21 protein-coding genes are annotated in these 19953 nt (G+C 72.8%); 15 read left to right on the forward strand and 6 right to left on the reverse strand.

The window, feature by feature from the left end:
* The first annotated feature begins 117 nt into the window (after positions 1-117).
* From DMP17_RS45595 to DMP17_RS45630, 8 genes are all read left to right on the forward strand, one after another.
* Positions 118-1134 (forward strand): hypothetical protein, encoded by a 1017-nt coding sequence (locus DMP17_RS45595; protein WP_337832911.1) that lies wholly within the window; start codon positions 118-120, stop codon positions 1132-1134.
* A gap of 18 nt (positions 1135-1152) precedes the next feature.
* Positions 1153-1680, forward strand: coding sequence for a DUF5819 family protein (locus DMP17_RS45600; protein WP_337832912.1), 528 nt, complete (start codon positions 1153-1155; stop codon positions 1678-1680).
* On the forward strand, positions 1677-2807 hold the full coding sequence (locus tag DMP17_RS45605; protein ID WP_337832913.1) for an MsnO8 family LLM class oxidoreductase: 1131 nt from the start codon (positions 1677-1679) through the stop codon (positions 2805-2807). Before DMP17_RS45600 ends, DMP17_RS45605 begins: the two co-directional genes overlap by 4 nt.
* Positions 2788-3006: a hypothetical protein gene (locus DMP17_RS45610; RefSeq protein WP_337832914.1), complete on the forward strand. Its 219-nt coding sequence runs from the start codon at positions 2788-2790 to the stop codon at positions 3004-3006. The genes DMP17_RS45605 and DMP17_RS45610 overlap by 20 nt, the downstream gene beginning before the upstream one ends.
* Positions 3007-3090: 84 nt before the next feature.
* Positions 3091-3873 (forward strand): cupin-like domain-containing protein, encoded by a 783-nt coding sequence (locus DMP17_RS45615; RefSeq protein WP_337832915.1) that lies wholly within the window; start codon positions 3091-3093, stop codon positions 3871-3873.
* Complete coding sequence (locus tag DMP17_RS45620; RefSeq protein WP_337832916.1) at positions 3870-5762, forward strand: alpha/beta fold hydrolase; 1893 nt, start codon at positions 3870-3872, stop codon at positions 5760-5762. The genes DMP17_RS45615 and DMP17_RS45620 overlap by 4 nt, the downstream gene beginning before the upstream one ends.
* Before the next feature lie 32 nt (positions 5763-5794).
* A complete protein-coding gene (locus DMP17_RS45625) occupies positions 5795-6352 on the forward strand; it encodes a hypothetical protein (RefSeq protein WP_337832917.1) in 558 nt (185 codons plus the stop codon).
* Entirely contained in the window at positions 6349-7278 is a 930-nt protein-coding gene (locus DMP17_RS45630; RefSeq protein WP_337832918.1) for a TauD/TfdA dioxygenase family protein, read from the forward strand. The genes DMP17_RS45625 and DMP17_RS45630 overlap by 4 nt, the downstream gene beginning before the upstream one ends.
* Here DMP17_RS45630 and DMP17_RS45635 read toward each other — a convergent pair.
* Both DMP17_RS45635 and DMP17_RS45640 read right to left on the reverse strand, forming a co-directional pair.
* Complete coding sequence (locus tag DMP17_RS45635) at positions 7188-7808, reverse strand: hypothetical protein (RefSeq protein ID WP_337832919.1); 621 nt, start codon at positions 7806-7808, stop codon at positions 7188-7190. The two genes, DMP17_RS45630 and DMP17_RS45635, sit on opposite strands and share 91 nt — an antisense overlap.
* The gene (locus DMP17_RS45640) at positions 7805-9628 is read right to left on the reverse strand and encodes an alpha/beta fold hydrolase (protein ID WP_337832920.1); all 1824 of its coding nucleotides are present in this window, start codon (positions 9626-9628) and stop codon (positions 7805-7807) included. Before DMP17_RS45640 ends, DMP17_RS45635 begins: the two co-directional genes overlap by 4 nt.
* 281 nt (positions 9629-9909) lie before the next feature.
* Here DMP17_RS45640 and DMP17_RS45645 point away from each other — a divergent pair, with 281 nt between their 5' ends.
* Positions 9910-10728 carry an AfsR/SARP family transcriptional regulator gene (locus tag DMP17_RS45645; protein ID WP_337832921.1) on the forward strand — a complete coding sequence of 273 codons (819 nt, stop codon included), beginning with the start codon at positions 9910-9912 and terminating at the stop codon, positions 10726-10728.
* Between the two features lie 15 nt (positions 10729-10743).
* Here the strand turns inward: DMP17_RS45645 and DMP17_RS45650 are convergent, their stop codons facing one another.
* A complete protein-coding gene (locus DMP17_RS45650) occupies positions 10744-11964 on the reverse strand; it encodes an AfsR/SARP family transcriptional regulator (RefSeq protein ID WP_337832922.1) in 1221 nt (406 codons plus the stop codon).
* A 222-nt stretch (positions 11965-12186) separates the two neighbouring features.
* Here DMP17_RS45650 and DMP17_RS45655 point away from each other — a divergent pair, with 222 nt between their 5' ends.
* Positions 12187-12951, forward strand: a complete 765-nt coding sequence (locus tag DMP17_RS45655; RefSeq protein WP_337832923.1) for a DeoR/GlpR family DNA-binding transcription regulator — start codon at positions 12187-12189, stop codon at positions 12949-12951.
* A 263-nt stretch (positions 12952-13214) separates the two neighbouring features.
* Here DMP17_RS45655 and DMP17_RS45660 read toward each other — a convergent pair whose 3' ends face one another.
* Positions 13215-13736: an ArsR/SmtB family transcription factor gene (locus DMP17_RS45660; protein WP_337832924.1), complete on the reverse strand. Its 522-nt coding sequence runs from the start codon at positions 13734-13736 to the stop codon at positions 13215-13217.
* 165 nt (positions 13737-13901) lie between these two features.
* Here DMP17_RS45660 and DMP17_RS45665 point away from each other — a divergent pair, with 165 nt between their 5' ends.
* Positions 13902-14303 carry a helix-turn-helix domain-containing protein gene (locus DMP17_RS45665; protein ID WP_337833021.1) on the forward strand — a complete coding sequence of 134 codons (402 nt, stop codon included), beginning with the start codon at positions 13902-13904 and terminating at the stop codon, positions 14301-14303.
* 324 nt (positions 14304-14627) lie between these two features.
* On the opposite strand, the gene DMP17_RS45670 is transcribed toward DMP17_RS45665, so the two are convergent.
* Both DMP17_RS45670 and DMP17_RS45675 read right to left on the reverse strand, forming a co-directional pair.
* Positions 14628-16022, reverse strand: coding sequence for an alpha/beta hydrolase-fold protein (locus DMP17_RS45670; RefSeq protein WP_337832925.1), 1395 nt, complete (start codon positions 16020-16022; stop codon positions 14628-14630).
* Positions 16023-16264: 242 nt separating this feature from the next.
* The gene (locus DMP17_RS45675; protein WP_337832926.1) at positions 16265-16951 is read right to left on the reverse strand and encodes a hypothetical protein; all 687 of its coding nucleotides are present in this window, start codon (positions 16949-16951) and stop codon (positions 16265-16267) included.
* A 239-nt stretch (positions 16952-17190) separates the two neighbouring features.
* On the opposite strand from DMP17_RS45675, the gene DMP17_RS45680 reads away from it, so the two are divergent.
* The 4 genes from DMP17_RS45680 (at position 17191) to DMP17_RS45695 (ending at position 19460) form a co-directional block, all read left to right on the forward strand.
* Positions 17191-17508, forward strand: a complete 318-nt coding sequence (locus tag DMP17_RS45680) for a type II toxin-antitoxin system Phd/YefM family antitoxin (protein WP_337832927.1) — start codon at positions 17191-17193, stop codon at positions 17506-17508.
* Complete coding sequence (locus DMP17_RS45685) at positions 17505-18122, forward strand: Fic/DOC family protein (RefSeq protein ID WP_337832928.1); 618 nt, start codon at positions 17505-17507, stop codon at positions 18120-18122. The genes DMP17_RS45680 and DMP17_RS45685 overlap by 4 nt, the downstream gene beginning before the upstream one ends.
* A 462-nt stretch (positions 18123-18584) precedes the next feature.
* On the forward strand, positions 18585-18998 hold the full coding sequence (locus DMP17_RS45690) for a histone-like nucleoid-structuring protein Lsr2 (RefSeq protein WP_337833022.1): 414 nt from the start codon (positions 18585-18587) through the stop codon (positions 18996-18998).
* Positions 18999-19067: 69 nt separating this feature from the next.
* A complete protein-coding gene (locus DMP17_RS45695) occupies positions 19068-19460 on the forward strand; it encodes a helix-turn-helix domain-containing protein (protein WP_337832929.1) in 393 nt (130 codons plus the stop codon).
* Positions 19461-19953 lie beyond the last annotated feature (493 nt).

The raw sequence follows: 19953 nt of genomic DNA on the forward strand, positions 1-19953 counted from the left end.
ACGGTAGGGTCGCGCGGTAACGGGTCGCGTGTACCCGGTAACGCGCCCGACCGGCGGTGCAGCTGCGGCGTTAGCGGACGACCCGCCCGTGTTAGTGCTCGCCGGGACGATCGGTCCATGGTGACACCCACCCTGAGCCGGCACCGGGCACTGCGTCTGTGCGAGGTCCTCGCCGCCGTCACGGAGGTCGTCTCCAGCGCCGAGTACCTGGCCCGGCCCGCGGACCGTCGGCCCGGCGGAGTCGAGTTCTGGGGCGACGCCGAGGCGCTGACCACGCTGCGCTCCCCGCGGACCCACGCCCTGGTGCGCCGGGTCGCCGACGCGCGCACCACCGATGCACTGCACGTCCTGAAGGTGGTGGCCTCCGGGACGGTCCTGGCGTCGTCGCGGCCGGCCCACCGCCTCGTCGGCGGCCTGGTGTCCGCGGGATGCCACGCCCTGCTGCACCCACGCCACCGGCTGTCCAGCGACGGATCCGACCACGCCTCGTTCGTCGCCCAGGTGGGAGTGGCCCTGGCCAGGGGGGCCGGCGGGAGCCCCCCGTCGATCGACGCGGGGCTGTGGTTCGTCGCGCTGTCCTCGGCGATGGCGTACACCGCGGCGGGCGTGGCCAAGCTGATGAGCCCCGGGTGGCGCAGCGGCGACGCCGTCCTCGGTGTCGTACGGCTGCGCGTCTACGGCGATCCGGCTCTCGCGCGGTACCTCGACCGCGTCCCCGGTTGCGGGCGCGGACTGGAGGTGGCGGTGGTCGCGCTCGAGTGCGGGTTCGGGCTGGCCTGGGCCGACCGCAGCGGTCGGACGGCGTGGGCCGTGGTCCTCGCCTCGCTGTCGTTCCACCTCGCCAACGCCCGGGTGATGGGGCTCAACCGCTTCCTGACCGCGTTCGCCGCGACCTACCCCGCCGTCCTCTACACCGCGGGTCCGCGCCGGGTCCGTGGCGACACCGGCCCACGGCGCGACGACCGCTTCCCCCGCGCGGCGGCCGCCCTCGGCGCCGGCGCCGCCGTGGTCGGCGCCGCGCTGTCGGTCCTCTCGCGGACCGCCCCGTCGGCAGCCGGCCCCTCGGGGCCCGGCCCGTCCGGCGTCCGAGCGCGCCGCGGGCACGACCCGGCGCCGCACCCTGCGCAGACCTAGATCACGGAGGCGATGGTGATGGCGATGACGGCTCTGCGCGATCCGCGCGCGACGGTACTCGTGGCACTGCTGGCGACCTGGTGGGTCGTCATGTCGGCAGGGAACCTGCCGTGGGTGGACCCGAAGCAGGTCCGCCGCCACGAACGGTGGGGCTCCGTGGTCCCCAACTGGAAGTTCTTCACCCCGAACCCGATCAGCTACGACGACTACCTGCACGTGCGGACGGTCGCCGGGGACGGCTCCGTCGGGCCCTGGTTCGACGCGGCACCGGTCGCGTCGCGGACGGTCCGGCACGTCGTGTGGTTCCCGGACCGGCGACGCGACCGGGCGTTGTCGAACATCCTGCCGGCCGTCGGCCGGGCGGCGACGAAGGGCGACATGACGCCGGCGGCGGCAGAGCTGCGTGTGCTCGACGGCATGGCCGCACACGCCGTCCGCGATCGGTCGCCGCACGTACCGGCCTACCAGTTCTCGGTACTGCGCTGCCGTGGCGAGGGCGGTCCGCAGAACCGGCAGTACGTCTCGTCGGTCCGGCCGCTGCGATGACGCCCGCCGCGACGGTGCCCCTGTCCGTCCTCGACCTCGTACCGACCACGGCCGACACGACGGCCGCCGCGGCACTGCGCGAGGTGACGGCGCTCGCCCGGGCGGCCGAGGAGCTGGACTTCGGGCGCTTCTGGGTGACCGAGTTCCACGGCTCCCCGATCACCGCCAACGCCTCGCCGCCGGTGCTACTCGCCCACATCGCCGCGGCCACGACCCGGATCCGGGTCGGTTCCGGGGCGATGCTGCTTCCCTACCACCGGCCGCTGCTCCTGGCCGAGCAGTTCGGGACCCTCGCCGCGCTGCACCCCGGCCGGGTGGACCTCGGAATCGGCCGCGGGTCGGGGGCCGGCCGGGAGACGGCCCGGCTCTTGGGCGTCGGGGACGCCCCACCGACGCCGTACGCCGACCGCGTCCGGCAGCTCCTCGACCACCTCGCCGGCCGGGCGTCCACCGACGGCGGGACGCCGGTCCGGGTCCCCGGGGATCCGGGGGGTGCGCCGGTCCCGGTGTACCTGCTCGGCTCGCACGTCGAGAGCGCCGAGCTGGCCGGCCGGAACGGTCTGCCCTACGTCGTCGGGCACCATCTGGCCCCCGACCGGGGTGTCGACGCGGTCGCGGCCTACCGTGCGGCGTTCCGGGCGTCGCCGTCCGCGGCCCGACCTCACACCGTCGTGTGCGTCCAGGTGGTGTGCGGCGAGACCGACGACCACGCCCGCGCCCTGTTGCGGCCGATCGTGGTCGCCGGGGCGCAGAAGGGCCGCGGAGAGCCGGTGGTGATGCCGTCGGTGGAGCAGGCCTCGGCGCTGCCGTGGACCGAGGACGAGGCGGCCGTCGTCGACGCCCTGTGCGGCGCGCAGGCGGTCGGTTCGCCCGCGACCGTCGCCGACCGGCTGGCCGAGATCGTCGCGCGCCTGGCCCCCGACGAGATCATGGTCACCGCCTCCGTGCCCGGCGCGCCGGATCGCATCCGGAGTCTCGAACGTCTCCGGTCGGTGGTGGATCCGGGCGTTATCGACAGTCCGCGCAGCGTTAACGGCGCACGCCACTGTGGGCACGTCGGCCCCGGAACCGGTGTCGATCTCGGCAGTTCCGAACAAGGAGAAGCCCGTGTCCGCACTTCTGCGTAACGCGAACGACCCGTCCGGCCCGCTGGCCGGCATCAGCATCGACATCGAGCGGTCGGCGTGGCTCGCCGCGTCGTCGCCGATGCCGTTCACCTGCCTCACCCCCGCGGTCGCCACCCCGGCCGCCGCGAACTGCGCCCTCGAGACCGACGAGGACTGCCCCGACATGAGCGAGGACTCGTCGAGCACGGTCGTCGGCTGACCCTCGTACGAGGTGGCCCCCGATCGGTCCGATCGGGGGCCACCGCCCTCCCGCATCCCTCAGGCACCGAGCAGGAGCAGCCGGATGACAGCCGCTGAGATCGCCGCGGACGTGGCACGCACGACCCCGCCGGGGTGGTCGCGGACGGCCCCCGACACCCGGCGGGGCGGTCCGGTCGTGGTCGAGCGTGCGGTCGTGACGACCGAGGGCACCTGGTCCCCGGAGCACCTGGCGCGCACGTTCGGTGACCTCGAGGTGAGTGTGCGACGCCGACGCCACCGGCCCGGCGACCCCGCGGGGACGACCCGCGTCCACGTCGACCGGGCCGCGCTGGGCGCGATGGTCGCGTCGATGCACGCCGACGGTGTCTACTTCGCACCGGCGATCCCGTTCGACCGCCTCCCCGGGCTGCTCGGGCGACTCGACCTCGGGCCGCTGTTCCCGACCGCCGCCGACTGGACCGCGGCCACGGACTACACGCGTCTGCACCTGGGTGATTCGATGCGCATGCGGTTGCACTGGGAGCCCACCGACCTGTTCCTGGTCCAGCTGTACGGACGTACCCGCGTCGTCATCGAGCCGCCCGACTCCACGGCCGCCCACTACCCGTGCGTGGGCTGGCCCACCGCGAGCCGGGTGGAGTTCGACGACCCGCGGCACGACCTCGACTTCCCCCTGCACAGGGGGCAGAGCCGCCTCGGCACCGTCCTGCTGCCCGGGGACGTGCTCCACGTTCCCCGTGGCTGGTGGTACGAGGCACGGGCCCTGGGCCGGGTCGTCTGGGCCACGGTCGCGCACGGCCCGGTCCTCCCGCTCACCGACGAGGTCCGGCGCCGGCTCCTCACCCTGGCCGGGAGGACGACGTGAGGGCGGCGGTGCCGGGAGCCGGAACGCGACGCCGCCCGGGGTGGCCCCGTCGGCGGCACCGGGCCCCGAGCCGGGAGACCGCGCTGCGCGCGACCGAGACGATCGCCGCGATCGCCCACCTCGTGTCCGGGATCGAGTACCTGCTCGACGAGACCGACCGGCGCAACGGCGGCATGGGCGACTACACGCCCGTCCCGACCCGGTTCACCGGTCGGTGGCGTCCGGCCCGGGCGGTCGTCGCGCTGACCGGTGATGCGCGGGTGTCCCGCGCCCTGCTGGTCGGTTGGATCGGTGCCGCCGCGACGCTGGTGGCGCCCGGTCCCCGTGGCGTCCGCGCGGCCGCAGGCGTCGTCCTCACCGGCGCGCACCTGCTGCTGCACCCGCGCAACGTGTACGGGCGCGACGGGTCCGACCAGGTGGCGCTGCTGACACAGGGGGTCTCGGCTCTGGCACGGCTCCACCCCCGCCGTCCCGCGCTCGTCGACGCCTGCCTCTGGTACGTCGCGCTGCAGGGTGCGCTGTCCTACGGCATGTCTGGGTGGGCCAAGACCCACGGCGAGGCCTGGCGCACCGGTGACGCGGTCGTCGGCGTCCTGCGCACCCGGACCTACGGGCACGAAGGGGCATGGCGCCTGGCCCGCAGGCACCCCGCCGTCGCCCGGCTGCTCGGTCGTTCGGTCGTGGCGGTCGAGGCGCTGTTCCCGCTGGCGATGGTCGGCCCCGGCCGGGTGCTGGCCCCGCTGGCCGTGGCGAGCGCCGCCGGGTTCCACCTGGCGAACGCCCGGCTGATGGGCCTGAACCGCTTCCTGCTGGCCTTCCCTGCGATGTACCCGGCGGTGCTGTACGTGACCGGGCGCGACGACCGTCCCGGCGACGTGCCCCGCGACGACCTCATGGTCCGGGTCACGGCACTGACCGGAGCCGCGGCCGTGGCGGGTCTCGCCGTGGCCCGGTTCGGACGGAGCCGTTCGGTACGCCGGCCCCGTCCCGGCGAGCGGGAGCTGCTGACCTCGCGGGGCAGCGCCGTGCGTCACCGGGTGACCGGGACCGGGGCCGACGCCTCGGCGCCCCTGATCGTGCTGGAGAACGGGCTCGGAGCCAGCAGCGACGAGTGGGAGTGGGTGCGCCGTCACCTGCCCGAGGACTGGCCGGTCGTGAGCTACCAGCGGGCCGGGAGCGGCGCGAGCACCGCGGCGCCCGGCGCCGCGGGCGGTCACGACGACCGCGTCACCGACGACCTGCGCGATCTCGTCACGGCCCTGCGCGGCTCGCGCCCGGTCGTCCTCGTCGGGCACTCGATCGGCGGGGTCCTGGTCTCCCGTGCCGCCGGCAGCGGGATCCCCGGTCTCGCCGCGGTCGTCGCCCTCGACCCCACGCTGCGCGAGGCCCTGCTCGACACCGACGACCCGAGCCAGCGCAATCTCGACCGCGTCGTGCGGTCCTGCACCGCCGCGACCCGCTGGGGCCTCGGCGCGCTGCTGGAGGCGGCCCCGACGGCGTCGGAGCTGCCTGCCGAGGTCCGCGGCCGGGTCGCCGCCCACACCCGTGACCACGCGACCTGGGTCGGCGCCGGGCACGACCTCGCCGCCGCCCGCTGGATGGCGCGGGACCGGGCGCTGTTCGCCGACCCGGTACCCACCCTCGTCGCCTGTGCCGAGGTCACCGTCGAGCAGGAGCCTCGCTACGAGGGCCTGCGCGAGGCCGTCCTGGCCGCGGGCGCCGCCGGCGGGTTCCCCACCGAGTTCCACGTCGTACCCCGCGCGACGCACGGCAGCCTGCTGCATCTCGACCGTCACGCCCACCGCGTCGCCGGGCTCGTGGAGCAGTTCGTGCGTCGGGCCGGCGGACTCGGTGCACCGGTGGAGCCGGTGCTGCGGGGTGGCCGATGACCGGCGGGACGCGACGGGCAGGCGGGCGGGGGGTGGTCACCTGGACCGTCGCGACGGGCTTCGCGGCGCTGTTCTGGTCCACGGTCGCCTCGAACAGCCCGCACCAGGGGTTCGACCGGCTGCGCAATCTCGACGCGCGCAACAACGTGCTGCCGAACTGGAGGTTCTTCGCGCCGAACCCCGCGATCCACGACACCCACGTCCTCTACCGCACCCGGGCCCACGACGGGACGGTGGCCCCGTGGGCGGTCGCCCTGGAACCGAGTCCCCGGGCGTGGTGGAACATGGTGGTGTACCCGGGTCGCCGCAACGAGAAGGCGATCTTCGACGTCGTCGACTCGATCGTCCACGCGATCCTCGCCGCTCCGCTCGAGGTGGTCGAGAAGCGCACCCCGTTCCGGCTCCTGCGCGGGTTCGTCGCTCGGAAGGTGCGCCTCGACGCGCCCGACGGCCCCCCGCCCGTCGGGTTCCAGATCGCGATCGTGCGCCACACCGGCTACGAGGACGGGGAGACCGAGTACCTCATGGTCTCGAAGCTCCTGCCCCTGACCGGAACGCCGTCCACCGCCGCAGCAGGAGCACGCCGATGACCGCCACCAGCCCCGTCGAGGTCCGTCCGGTGTCCGGCGCGCTCGGCGCCGAGCTCACCGGCGTGCTGCTCGGGCCGGACATGTCCGATGCGCAGGTCGCCCGGGTCCGCGAGGCCGTCCTCGTCCACAAGGTCGTGGTGGTGCGCGACCAGCACCACCTCGACGACGGGGCCCACACCGGGTTCGCCCGACGCCTGGGGCCGCTGACCACGGCGTTCCCCACCGCGCACCCGACGGTCTCCGGTGCACCGGAGCGGACGGTGGTCCTCCCGGTGGAGTCCGGGGGCGGCTACCGGGCCAATAAGTGGCACACCGATGTCACCTTCGTCGACCGTCCGCCCGCCTTCTCCGTGCTGCGTGCGCTGGTGCTGCCGCCCTTCGGCGGGGACACCGCCTTCGCCAACACCGCACTGGCGTACCGGGCGCTGCCCGCGGGGCTGCGCACCCTGGCCGACGGTCTGTGGGCCGAGCACGCCAGCGGCCCCGGCGCCGCCGCCTTCCGGACCCGTCACCCCGTCGTGCGGGTGCACCCCGAGACCGGCGAGCGTTCTTTGCTGCTCGGTCACTTCGTGCGGCACATCGAGGGCGTCGACGCCGCCGACTCGGCCGCGTTGCTGGGGATGTTCGAGCGCCGGGTGACCCGGATGGAGAACACGATGAGATGGCGCTGGTCGACCGGTGACGTCGCCATCTGGGACAACCGCGCCACCCAGCACTACGCCGTGGCCGACTACGGCCGGTTGCCGCGCACGCTGCACCGCGTCACGGTCGCGGGGGAGTACCCGGTGTCGGTCGACGGCCGGCGCAGCGTCGCCGTGGCGGGCGACTCCGACACCTATGTCGGTGCGCACCCCCGGGACCGGGACCCGTCCGGGCCGGCGGCCGTCGACGGTGCACCCGCGATCGGTACCTCGCCGGACTCGTAGAGCACGCGGGCACGTCCGGCCCGGTCGTGGCCGGGATCCTCGATGAGGGAGAACCGCACGGTCGTGGCGCCGCCGTCGACGCCACGGCGCCGCAGCTCCGCCAGGAGGAAGCCGACGAGCAGACGGTGCTGCCAGTGCTCACCGGCCGCGTCCCGGCCGCGTTCTGTGGCCATGCGGGCCACCGTCCGGCCCACCTGGGACAGCGCCTTGCGTCGTCGTCGGCCCGGGGCGATCAGCAACGCCGACACACCGTGGGCCCGCGGGACCGACAGGTCCGCCCAGACGTCGTCGTCGAGCCGATAGCGCAGGACGAGGTCCGAGCTCACCGGTTCGGGCGCGAAGAAGCGCCAGCGCGGCAGCCACACGCCGAGCCCCCCGGCGCGTTCGTGCAGCCGGTCGAAGCCGGGGACCGGGTGGTTGGCCGCGACGCAGGCCCACAGCCCGGCGCCGAGCGCGAGCGCGGTCAGGACCGGGCCCGTGTCCTTCGGGGCCCGTCCGCGGCGCGGTCCCGCGGGCCGTCGCGGGGTCACGGCGCCGTCCGCGACACCGGACCGGCTCCGCCCGGCGCGCGGGCGACGCCGGTCAGGTCACCGACGATCCCGGCCAGCTGCGCGACCGGCCCCGCACGCCAGAGGACGTCGGTCGGTCCGCACCCGGCGAGCACCTCGTGCCGCGCACCGGGGACCCCTGCGGCCGGCCCGAGGCGGTCGTCGCCGGGCCGGAGCAGGCGACCACTGCGCTCGGCGGACACGACGACGACGGGAGCGTGTCCGGTACCGGGCCGGGGGCACTGCCCGCCCACGGTCGGGGGGACGGCGGTGAACGCGGCCCACTCGTCGTGGGCCACCCGCCACGACGCCGGCCGGCGCTGCTGGGCGCCGACCAGCGACCGGATGCCGGACGGCACCTCGCGCAGCCACGGGGGTGTGTCCAGCAGCGGGGCCAGACCGTGGCGGGCCCAGAACGCGCGGACGGTCGCCGCGCGATCGGCGGCGCGGCCGGAGCGCGGACCGGTCAGGCCGAACGCCGCGAACTCGCCGGGGTGCAGACCTTCGACCAGGACGGTGCCGAGCAGCCGGTCACCGAGCTCCGGTGCGAGCGACCAGACCAGGTGTGCGCCGGTCGAGTGCCCTACGAGCAGCACCGGCCGGCCGTCCGTCGTGTCGTCGACGACGGTGCGCAACCGGTCGACCTCGGCCCGCAGGAGGTCGGATCCACCCGGGACCGGCGCCGGGCTGCCGCCGTAGCCTGCACGGTCGTAGGCCACCAGGTCGTGGGTGTCGCGCAGGGCGGCCACGAGGACGTCCCAGTGCCGGGAGCTCGCCCCGATGCCGTGCACCAGCACGACGACCGGGTCGGACGGGGTCCGGCGTCCTGCCCTGCGGGCCCGCAGCCACCCGCCTCCTGCCAGGAGTACGTGCCCCTCGCCGGGGCACCGCCGCGACACCCGTCGCCGGTCCCCGGCCGAGGCCGCGGCGAGGAGCCCGGCGGCGGCCGGCGCGAGTGCCAGGGCCACCCTGGGGAACAGATCGTCGCGGCCACCGTGGTCCGGCCGGCCGGTCACGTACCGGACGGCCGGCTGCAGCGCGAGGAAGGCCGGGACGAACCGGTTGAGGCCCATGGTCGCCGCCACCCCGAGGTGGAACGTGGTCGCGACGTGCAGGGCCACGGCCACGGCCGGGCGGCTCCGCAGGAGCAGTGCCAGCGGCAGTGCGCACTCCCCGGCCACCACCGCGTTCGTGGCGAGCCGGGCGAGGACGGGATGGTCGGTCGCCGCCCGGTGGGCGCGACGGCTGCCGTAGCTGCGGGTCGCGAGCACCGAGTGCAGGGCCGAGCCGTCCCGCCACGGTCGGGCGGCCGCCTTCGCCAGCCCCGAGACGAGGTAGCCGTGCGCCGCGTAGAGCGCGAGGAACCACAGGCAGGCGTCCACCGTGCGGTGATCGCGGGCGGCCCGGGCGATCGTTAGCACGGTCGCGGTGACCAGCCCCACGGAGTCCGAGCCGTCCGAGCCGTGGGCCGTCGACGGTGCCGTCACGGCGCGGGTCACGGCGAGGACCCCGGGTGCGAGGGCGCCGCCGCGTCCGGTGAGGAGCACCGCACCGGCCGCGAGCGCCGCCACGTCGAGGGCGCGGGCCGGACCCGGGAGCGCGGCCCGACGGACGACCGAGCGCGCCGCGGCGGTGCGCACGACGTCGGCGGCCCGGCTCACCAACGGGTCGTTGAGGCCTCCCGGCCGGCGGTCGCGGTCGGCCCACAGGTACTCGAGGTGGAGCACGATGTGGTGCACCGCGACGGCGCGCCCCGTGGCGAGTACCGCCCGTTGCCGCTGGGACCGCAGGATCCGGCGCATGACGGCCGAGGGTAGGCCGGGCGCGTAACGCGACACGGTGTCGGCCCGGGCGGCCCGGCGCCGGAGTCGGCGACAGGCCGCGCCGTCCGGGCACCGATCGGGCGCGGAACCGGCGCGCGTCCACATCGACCGGGGGACCCGAGGCCGGCCGGAGCAGCTGTGGCAGTGCGCTGAACTCGGACGACGGTCACGGCGGTCGGTCCGGACGCGGGCACCGATCGGTCGTGCGGGGGCACGATTGCGGCTCGAAGGGTCCGGCGCGACGGCGTTAGCGTGCACCGGTGAGTGTTCCCCTGCACGGCGCCGCGCCCGCGGCACCCGCGGTCACCGGACGGAGGGACCCGTCCTCGCGCATCGATGTCCTGGGACCGGTGCGGGTGCACGGCCCCACCGTCGCCGTCCGGGTGTCGGGGCGGATCGCGCCCGAGATCCTGACGGTGCTCGTCCTGCACCGCGGCCGCCCGGTCGACGCCGCGGTCCTCGGCGAGCGGGTCTGGGGTGACCACCCTCCCGAGCACGTGACGGCCCAGCTGCGGCGAGCGGTCCGCGAGCTCGCCCGCACCACCGCCGCCGTGGGCGTGCGGATCGCCGGTGACGGCACGTGGTTCCGCCTCGACTCGCCGCCGGGTTCGACCGATCTCGACCTGTTCCGCCGGTCGGTCGCCACCGGCCGGCGACTGGCCACCCGGGGTCGACACGACCGGGCCTCGGCTCTGCTGGAACGGGCGCTGGGCCTGTGGGCCGACGCCTCGGTGCTGCTCGGGCCGGGCACCGACGCCTGGCCCGAGGCGGCGGAGCTCCGGGAGGAACGGCTCAACGCCGTCGAGGACTACGCGGCGGCTCTCGTGGCGGCGGGGCGTCCGGCCCACGCGGTCGAGGCACTGGACCGGGTCGCGGTCGACCACCCGCTGCGTGAGAGCGTCGCGGTCCTGCAGATCCGGGCGCTCGCACACGGCGGTGAGCAGGCCCGGGCCGTCGACGTGTTCGACCAGATGCGGCAGCGCCTCGCCGACGGGCTGGGCCTGGACCCGGGTGCGGACTTGCGCCGGGAGCTGGCCCGGGCGCGCCGGGCCGCGCCGCCCGACGCCACCTCGGCGTGACCGGTCACCACCGGTTCAGAGCACCCGCAGGGCGCCCGGGTCGCCGGCCCGGGCGAGACGGACGCACTGCTCCACGAACTCGGTCGTCAGGTCGGTACCGGGTTGCGCGGTGTCCGTTGCCGACGCTGGGCCGGTGGCGACGACGACGGTGGGCGGGGGGAGCCCGGCAGCACGGCTCCGGCGCCGGATCGCCAGTGCGTTCTCCAGCGCGAGGTCGGTACCACCGGCCTGGTCGCCGCCGGGCCCGAAGACCGCCACGGTCACGCCGTCGGCACGGCGCGTCACCGCCGCACCGGTGATCCGGACCGAGTCATCGGGCTTTGGTACGAGGTCGTGCGCGACGGTGGGGAACCGGACGCACAGGACGGTCACCGTACGCGGGACGGCACCACCGCCGTCTCCGGCGACGACGGTCCGCGGCCCCCGTCCGGAGCGGGACGCACCGTCCACGCCGGAGGCGTCACGTCCGAGGACGTCGTGGTAGGCCGAGATCAGACCGGTCCCCAGCGGGCGCCCCGACCGGTGGGCGGCGCTGCGCGCCTCGTGGAAGGCGGAGACGGCGTCGGCGGGACGACCGGCACCGGCCAGGGCGACGATTCGCTGGCGGTGGAAGCCCTCCCGGTCGGGGAACTGGCGGACCAGCCGCTGCAGCCGGGGGACGCACTCGCGATGGCGACCGCGACGCAGGTCCACCTCGGCGACGCCCTCCCACGCCCGGATCCGCAGCTCCTCGAGCTCGGCGACCTCGGACCACCGGTAGCCCGCCTGGCCCAGGCTCGGGAGCAGCCCGCCCCGCCACAGGGTGAGCGCCCCGGTCAGCTCCCGGCCCGCGGCGCCGACCTCACCGCGGTCGAGCAGCCGCATGCCTCGCGCGACCTGCTCGCGCGCGGTGGTCACGTCCAGGGCGCCGGGACGCAGCCGCAGGGCGTAGGTCGAGCCGACGGTCTCGATGGTCGCCGCGTCGAGCGGCTGCAGCAGTCTGCGCAGCGCGGAGATGTTGTTGCGTACGGCCGCGGCCGCGGTCGGCGGCGGCCGGTCCGGCCACAGACGCGAGATGATCCGATCCAGCGGGACCGCCCGGCCCTCGTTGAGGACGAGCAGGACCAGGACGGCCTGCCGCCGCACCCCGGCGATCTCGAGCAGGCGGTCGCCGTCGTGGACCTCCAGGGGGCCCAGTACACGGATCGCGTGGGGCGTGTCGCGGGACGACCGGTCGATCGCCGCGAGAGGGGTCATGACCGCATCATCCGGCCCGCCGCCCGGCCGTGAGTGTCCGCGCGGCCACTAGGTGGTGAAGATCCGGGGGCCCTGCGACCGGCCGTCGGACGGGAGGTCGTCGCTACGGCGGATCGAGCGCCGTCGCAGGCTCGACGTCACCACCGGGACACCGTGCGTTCACCGAATCCTCAACCCGTTCGGACAGGGTTCCGTTTCGACACGCACGGCGGAGGAGTCGCGATGAAGCCCGATCAACGGCGACAGGCGATCCTGGCGTGGGCCCGCCGGTCGGGCCGGGTCGAGGTCTCCGACCTGGGCGACGAGCTCGGTGTGGCCCAGGAGACCGTGCGCCGCGACCTGGGGGTCCTCGCGGCGCAGGGTCTGCTGCGCCGTGTCCGGGGTGGCGCCTTCCCTGTGGAGACGGCCGCGTTCGAGAGCGGGATGTCCTACCGGTCGCAGACCAACGTCGCCCAGAAGCGGCGCATCGCGTCCGAGGCCGTCGCCCGGGTCGGCGAGGCCGAAACGGTCTTCGTCGACGAGGGCTTCACCCCGCAGCTGGTGGCCACCGACCTCGCGGCGCTGGAACGGCCGCTCACCGTCGTCACCGCCTCCCTGTCGGCGGCGGCGGCGCTGGCCGAGTGCTCCTGGGTCACCACCATCCTCCTGGGGGGCAGGATACGGCACCGGACCCTCGGCGCGGTGGGCGCGGTCACCACGACGCAACTGGGCGGTCTGGTGGTGGACCTGGCCTACCTGGGCGCTAACGGCGTCTCCCGCCAGTACGGCCTGACCACACCCGACCCGGCCGTCGCCGCGGTGAAGGCGCAGGCGATGGCCTCCGCTCGACGCCACATCTTCATCGGGACCTACGCGAAGTTCGGTGTCTCGTCCCTGCACCGCTTTGCCGAGGTCCGGGACTTCGAGGTCCTCGTGACCGACACCGGCTTGTCGGCGTCGGAGGCCCAGCGGTACGTCGCGCTGGGCACGGACGTCGTACGAGTCTGATGCGCGGCGGGGCCGATGCGGGGTGCGGTGTCGCGGCGCGCCGAGCGTGGTCCCACTGGCGCCTCCTCGTCTACGCCGGCCGCACCGCCGCATGCCTGCGACTATGGAGCGCTCCTCTCGACAGCTCCGACCCCATGGGGTTTTCACTCATCCGCTCCTAGCTCTTTCGACCCTCACGCCGCAAGGGCGCGCCCCGCGTTCCCTGTCTGCGACTGCGATCGCAGACGTCGAGTTGTATCGGGGACGATTTCCTGAAGGTTACTTCACTGCACCAGGAGTAGAATGGCGAACAGCTTCGCGAGCCGCTCTCGCGGAACTGTATATCTGCCCCGTTGAAGATTATCTATCCAGCCTGATGAAATCAGATGTCTGAGATGATGATGCAATTTTCCAGTCGTTGGTAGGAAGTCCTGCTCGGATAGCTCTTTAGTTGTCGTTGCACCCCCGACAATCGCGCCTAGGATGGCCAGTCGTGCGGGGTGCGATAAGGCGTCGAGCTGCTCGACCGCGTTATTTCCAATTAGGCTCTCGATCTCTCTTGAGGATTTCGTCGGCAACTTCTCGTGATACCCGTTCATCGTGACTGTAACTATGACTAATGAATTCTCGATGCTACTCTTGTCCAACGAATATGGTGTGCCAGCGCCCTGATCTGGTGAGTTTTCTAGTGCAACTCGCTCGGCCTCGCTGAGATCTTGATGAGAATTCATCTCATCATGCAGCGCGTCGATTAGTTCTCGAGTTTTGAGTAGCTGACGGGACAATTCTGAAAGGCTCGTCGACACGCGCATATCTTACACACGTTTCGCCACACTGGATCTGTCGCGTCCCGGCTGAATCCACCCGTTCCGGTCTGACCTGATGCTTGACGTTCGGGCCTGATCGGCTTTCCTGTCCGCTGTCCGTGCTGCTCAGCGGGTGGTGGGAGGCCGGGATTGGCCCTGGTGGACATGACCGTGGTCGAGCAGCGCTACTGCGCCGTCCTGGACGTCGAACAAGGCGAACCGCGCTACCAGGTCGCGGCCCAGTTCGGCGCCTCCCGACAGATCCTCCACGCCTGGATCACCCGCTACCGAGCCAACGGCCTGGCCGACCTCGCATCGCGCTCACACCGCCCGGACTCCTGCCCCCACCAGGCATCCGAGCAGGTGGAGGTGGCGATCTTCGAGATGCGCCGCGGCAACCCCCGCTGGGGGGCCCGACGCATCGCCCACGAACTCGGCCCCGCCTCAACGCCCAGGCTCCCCCACAGCGCAGTGGCGCGAATCCTGCATCGCAACCTGTCCGGGGACTTCTACCGCGCCCGCGCCCACCGCGAGTTACTGGCCAAGGACAGGAGCAGCAGCGTCTAAGACATGGATCTACAGCGTCCTCGGCGAACGCAACGCCCGGTACCGGTTGCACCTGCAGACCCCGGCTCCGATCACCGCAACGAGTTCGGGAGCGCTGAGAGCCCAAGCCAAGGAGGCGCTGGTCTGCGGTGCCTCGAAGGCCAGCGCTAGCACGATGACGGCGACGGAGACATGACTCCCGAGGAGCGCGGCATTCCAAGCAGCTCGTCTACCAGCATGGTCGACGGTCCCTCCGCGACCACCCTGGACCGCGCAATGCGGCTCCGAACCTCAGGACTGTTCGGGCCGTCCGACCAGCTCAGTCCGGCCGAGGGCCGATTCCGCTTACGTCGTCTGCCCCTGTTGCGCCCGGCATGTCTTGAGGTAGTCGAGGAACGACGCTTGCAACCCGGTGACGTGCGACTCGCGCAGCACCGCGGCGGTCACATCCGGCGCCCGCCCGGTGTGCCGGAGTCGGTCGAGGACGGTGAGCACGTTCTGTCCGAGTCCGCGGTAGACCGGGACGTCGCCGAGCAGTTCGACCTCGTTCACCGTGAGGTGCAGCCGCGCGACGGACGAGCCCGCGCGGGGCTCTGGAGCGGCGTCGAGTAGATCGAAGATCCGGCTGTCGGCTGCGATGACGCCGGGGCTCCCCGCTCCGACAGTCGAGAACGGCGCCGCGCCGCGCAGCCAGGCGTAGAGGGTGAACAGCCCGCCGTAGGAGTAGCCGAACAGCCCGTGCCCGGTGTCGCCGACACGCAGCCGTGTCCGCAGATGGGGGTGGAGCTCGTCGGTCAGGAAGTCGAGAAAGGCATCCGCGCGGGTGTCGGCGAGCTCGCGGAGGTAGACGTCCACCTGCCGCTGGGACATCGTGCCGGAGTGACGGGCCGCCTCCAGGATGGACACCATGACTGGGCTGACCGGCTCACCCGGGGGTACGAGGTCGCGGTTGCGCAAGGTCTCCCAGCTACCGGCGTCGTCGCCCGCGTAGCCGACGCTGACCTGGACGTAGGGGGCCACCGACAGGTACGGGTCCGCCTGGGTGACGATGAGGGGGGCCGTAAGCCCGACGGAAAAATGCCTGCGACCTGGCGTAGCGGCGCCCGTACGAGCAGGCCCGGAGTTGCCGAGGAGTAGCACCGCCCCGAGCTGGGCCACCACCACCGGGATCACCCACGACAGGACCATGCCCTGCGACGCCAGCCCCGCCCCGAGCACGGCCAGGAGACCGATCCGGGCCACGGCGAAGGTCCCGCTGCGCCAGACCGCCAGCCAGGGCCGTCCCGCGGCGACCATGACGAAGTCGTGCACGACGAACACGCCCCACCCGGCACAGCCCAGCACCAGCAGCAACAGGCCGAACCCGAAAGAGCCCTGCCCGGCGGCGACCAGCGCCACCCGCGGGACGAGCAGCCCGTAGACCAGACCGGCCAGCCCGGCCAACGGCATGATCAGCAACAGGCTGCCGAACACCAGCCGCACGGACTTGCGGCCCGCCCCGGGCAGCCACCTCATGATGCCGATACCGAGATTGAGCTGGGCCGCGCCGCCGATCAGCTGCATGGCCGAGACGAACTCCGTCGCCCGCCCGACCTCCTCCTGGGGCATCACCCACGCCGCGATCAGGAACCCCAGCAGACCGGCGACGGAGTTGAAGACCGAGGTGAGCGTCAGAGCCAGCGAGTCTCCCAGCTCACGGTGCCCCTGGCTGGTCGAGGAGACGGAGGTGGAGGGAGGCATCGCCGCGACGCTACGGCAGCCCCGCGCGAGCCCCTCGGGATCCGCCTGAGCCTGGAGATCTGGTCTCGCGGCGGTGTCGAGACCCGTCGTCGAACAGCGCAGCCGGCTCGATGGCGGCGGGGCCTGCCGCGGAGATGACGAGGCCCCCGCTGCAGGGCTGCTGCAGCGGGGGCCTCGGTTGCGCGCCGTGTCGTTGTGCGTGACTACCCCGGCTTTCGGCGCGCAGCTCGGGGGGAGGGTGGTCAGTTCGTCCAGGTGATCGGGTCGGAGAAGCTGAACGAGGGTGCGTACTTCACCGCGTTGACGTCGGTGGTCTGCTGGTCGCCGCAGATCATCCCCGAGGTGGTGCCGCCCGGCGCGAGCTGACCGGAGTTCAGCGCCTTCGCCCCGGCGTTGAACGGGATCGACGCGGACGCCTCCACACCGGCCGGGGTGGTGAACTTCCAGTCGAACGGGTTGAACGACGCCGGGCTGGACCCGTTGTTCTTGTAGGTGACCGTCGAGCACGCCTGCGTCATGCCGAACTCGGTGACCTTCTCCGGCGCGGACGCCGAGATGACCAGATCCCCGGAGGTGGCCTCCTGCCCGAACTTCACCGACTGGTCCCCGCTCGCGGGGGCACCGGCGGCGGCAGGGGCGGCGTTCGCGTCGCCCGAGGCGGAGGCCGGGGCCTGCTCGTCGCCGCCACCACCGGTGGCGATCGCGATGACGACGATCGCGACCAGGATTCCGAGGGTCACCTTGAGCCCGGTGCGCTTCTTCTTCGGCGCGGGCGGCGGGATCGGCGGGGCCTGGTTGTACTGCGGGTACTGGCCCTGCGGGGGCGGGTAGCCCTGCGGCGGGTACTGGCCGCCCTGCTGGGGCGGGTACTGGCCGTAGTAGGGCTGCTGCTGGGGGTGGCCCTGGTAGGGGCTCTGCGGCGTAGTCACGTACCGCTTATCGGCCGCGCCACCCCGTCATTAGCGGCCGGACCTGCAGATCATCAACGTTGTTGAACTGCTCTTTACCCAGGCAACCCGCGGGGCGCGGAACGGGCTGACAGCAGAGCGAGCCCGCCTGAGGGTCAGACCCCCTCGTGGCTAGTAACCCAGGACCAGGCATGGTCCGGTCGAGTCCCATGTTGCGTACTCGAGTGTGTACGCGTTCGGGTACGCTGGCAGGTGTGTGGGTGCCTGAGGTGTTGTCGTTCCGTGAGTTCCGTACGGCGCTGGCGGCGACGTTGAAGCGGGTGCAGGAGCCCGAGGCCGAGCCGGTGTTCGTCGGTGCTCATCGCAAGCCCGAGGCGGTCGTGATGTCGGTGGCCCGCTACGAACAGCTCATCGGGGCGGCGCAGCGACGGGCCGATGTCGACGAGGCCCTCGCCTCGGTCCGGGCCGAGGGCCTGGAGCCCAGCGCGGAGGGCCTGGCTCTGCTCGACGGTGTCGCCGCAGGCTCGGTCAGCACCGGCGAGGCTCGTGAGCGTGTCCTGGCCCGCTACCGCCGTTGACCGGCCCCGACCCCTACCTCGACCTCGACACCGGCGTCCTTCGGAACCGGCTGGGCATCACCGACCCGGCCGAGCTTGCCCAGGCCGAGGCCGAGCTCACCGCGCTACGCCTGATCGAGCTACGCCAGCAGCCGCTGCTCGGGCGCTACGTCCTGGACCATCTGCAGGACTTCCACCACCACATCTTCAGCGATCTCTACGACTGCGCCGGGCAGCTGCGCACCGTGTCCATCGGCAAGGGACAGCTGTTCTGCCTCCCTCAGCAACTCGAGACCTTCGCCACCGACATCTTCGGTCGGCTCCACTCCGAGCAGGTGCTGCGCGGGCGTGACCTGGACGGCTTCGTCACCGGCCTGGCCGAGCTCCTGGGTGACATCAACGCGCTGCACCCGTTCCGGGAGGGCAACGGCCGCACCCAGCGGGCGTTCCTGGCCCAGCTCGCCCACGACGCCGGATGCGAACTGCGCTGGACCCCGATGGACCCCGCCGAGAACAACCGCGCGTCCGCGCTCTCGCTGGCCGGTGACAGCTCCGCCCTGCACACCATGCTCGTCCGCCTCATCCGGCCACTCCGTCAGCTACCCCCGGCGCGCCCGGCTTCCACCGACAGCTGAGCAGCGCCTCCGTTCCGACGTCGGTCCGATTCTCGAGGGGCCGTACCGCTTGTGCCGGGTCGGCAACGCGTTCCTGTCGGTTTGTTCGCCGCGCCTGACCTGGTGGGCCGAAAGAATTGTCGGTCCCCTGTCGCACACTGATTTTGGTACCTGGTGCTGTGTGAGAGGAACGTGATGTCAGACCCCATCATCGTGGCGGGAATCGCCCTGTCCCGTCACCTTCAGTCGGCATTCCAGAGCGCACGCGACGCCCGCCGCAGCGAGTGGGTCGAGCGGGAGCATGAGGCGCTGACCGCCCTGCGGGTCCTGGCCACCTACCTGGCCTACCACCCGGGAAGCGCGACCGCCCGAGCCATCACCGCATCGCTGACCCGCAGTATCGGGAGTACGGGGGAGGACATGTCCTTCGTGGCGCGTCCACTACTCTCGGCGCTAAGCTTCGACACAGCAGAGGGTGACACAGTGGCGCGAATCGAAACGCTCCAGCTGATCGACGATCTCGACGGCGCGTCCGCTGATGAGACTGTTGCTTTCGCCGTCGACGGGGAGCAGTTCGAGATCGACCTCAATGCGACCAATGCCGCGACGTTCCGGGACAAGCTCGCCCCATTCGTGTCCGCCGCGCGAACGGCAGGAGGCGGCCGGCGCGCACGACGTCGAGACGCGACCGCGGCGACGGCCTCGACCGAAGCTCGGCGCCACAACCAAGCGGTGCGCGTGTGGGCGCGGGAGAACGGCTATTCCGTCTCCGAGCGGGGCCGCATCTCCGCTGAGGTCGTCGAGGCCTACCGCGACCGCGACTCTGGCACTTCGCTGTCCGCGCCGAAGAAGGCCGCGCCGACCACGCGGCCACAGCCCGCCCAGTTCAGCGGTTAGTCCCGCACAGGTCTACATCGACGGTGCCCGGGCGATGAGCCGCAACACCGTGGAGCGGTCTGCTTCCGCGTGGCTCTCACTCGTTCAACACGCTGCACTGGCACGGCTCCGCGGACACGTGAAGGTGAGAGCATCCTTGGCTTGTCCGGCGGCTCCCAGGACCTCAGCGCCGCACACCTACGAACAGGCCGCGCCCGGTCGGCCTGCCTGGTTCGTAGTGCACCGAGCGTCCGGCGTCGGTCAACGCGACGCGGTAGGCCTACTCCGGCTACAGGCCAAGGATCTCGATCTCGGCGGACCGCCGCGCGCCTACAGATCCACCGATCGACGCTGTACTACCGACTCGGGCAGATCGAGTCGTTGTCCGGGGTCTCGATGCAGGACGGGAACGGGCGGTTGGCGCTGCACATGGGCACCAAGCTGCGGCGCATCGTCGAGGCCCGCAGCGGCGGGCGGACCTGAGACCGACACCCGTCCCGACGGCGCGTCCGTACCGTGAGACGAGATGCGTGGGCGGGCGGAGCTCCCCGGTCCTGAACGGGTTACCCCGGGTGATCGCCAGGCGTCCGCGCCGAACTTGGGAAAGCAGCTGCGGCTGAACTGGAGGCAGGTCCTCGCCGTTCAACGTGCCTTCGGTCCGGGGTGTCGATGTTGTAGTGCCGTTCGTACCGCGTTGAGGCTCCGCCCGCAGGTGGTCGGCGACGGCACCGGCGTCGGCTCACCCCACGCCCACGGCCGGCGGCACCGGCCGTTGTCAGAACAAGGGCACGGATGCTGCCTAGATCGCGTAGGAGAGTGCACTGGAGCCGAGCGGGCAGGGCTGAGACGGCCCAAGCGGTGTTGTCGACGGAGCGGTGTTGTCGACGGAAAGCTGTCGTTCGTCACTGCAGCGGTCGGCGCCCTCCTGCTAGGTACGGCAGCGGGTCGAGCCGCTGAACCTCTCCCCGTCCGCGGA

It is taken from the genome of Pseudonocardia sp. TMWB2A, assembly GCF_017312135.1.

Excerpts from the sequence above, each read along its gene's own strand:
- DMP17_RS45670 (WP_337832925.1), bottom strand. The coding sequence starts at position 16,022 with ATGCCTCCCTCCACCTCCGTCTCCTCGACCAGCCAGGGGCACCGTGAG.
- DMP17_RS45600 (WP_337832912.1), top strand. The coding sequence starts at position 1,153 with ATGGCGATGACGGCTCTGCGCGATCCGCGCGCGACGGTACTCGTGGCA.
- DMP17_RS45630 (WP_337832918.1), top strand. The coding sequence starts at position 6,349 with ATGACCGCCACCAGCCCCGTCGAGGTCCGTCCGGTGTCCGGCGCGCTC.
- DMP17_RS45605 (WP_337832913.1), top strand. The coding sequence starts at position 1,677 with ATGACGCCCGCCGCGACGGTGCCCCTGTCCGTCCTCGACCTCGTACCG.
- DMP17_RS45595 (WP_337832911.1), top strand. The coding sequence starts at position 118 with ATGGTGACACCCACCCTGAGCCGGCACCGGGCACTGCGTCTGTGCGAG.
- DMP17_RS45650 (WP_337832922.1), bottom strand. The coding sequence starts at position 11,964 with ATGACCCCTCTCGCGGCGATCGACCGGTCGTCCCGCGACACGCCCCAC.
- DMP17_RS45615 (WP_337832915.1), top strand. The coding sequence starts at position 3,091 with ATGACAGCCGCTGAGATCGCCGCGGACGTGGCACGCACGACCCCGCCG.
- DMP17_RS45655 (WP_337832923.1), top strand. The coding sequence starts at position 12,187 with ATGAAGCCCGATCAACGGCGACAGGCGATCCTGGCGTGGGCCCGCCGG.
- DMP17_RS45665 (WP_337833021.1), top strand. The coding sequence starts at position 13,902 with ATGACCGTGGTCGAGCAGCGCTACTGCGCCGTCCTGGACGTCGAACAA.
- DMP17_RS45640 (WP_337832920.1), bottom strand. The coding sequence starts at position 9,628 with ATGCGCCGGATCCTGCGGTCCCAGCGGCAACGGGCGGTACTCGCCACG.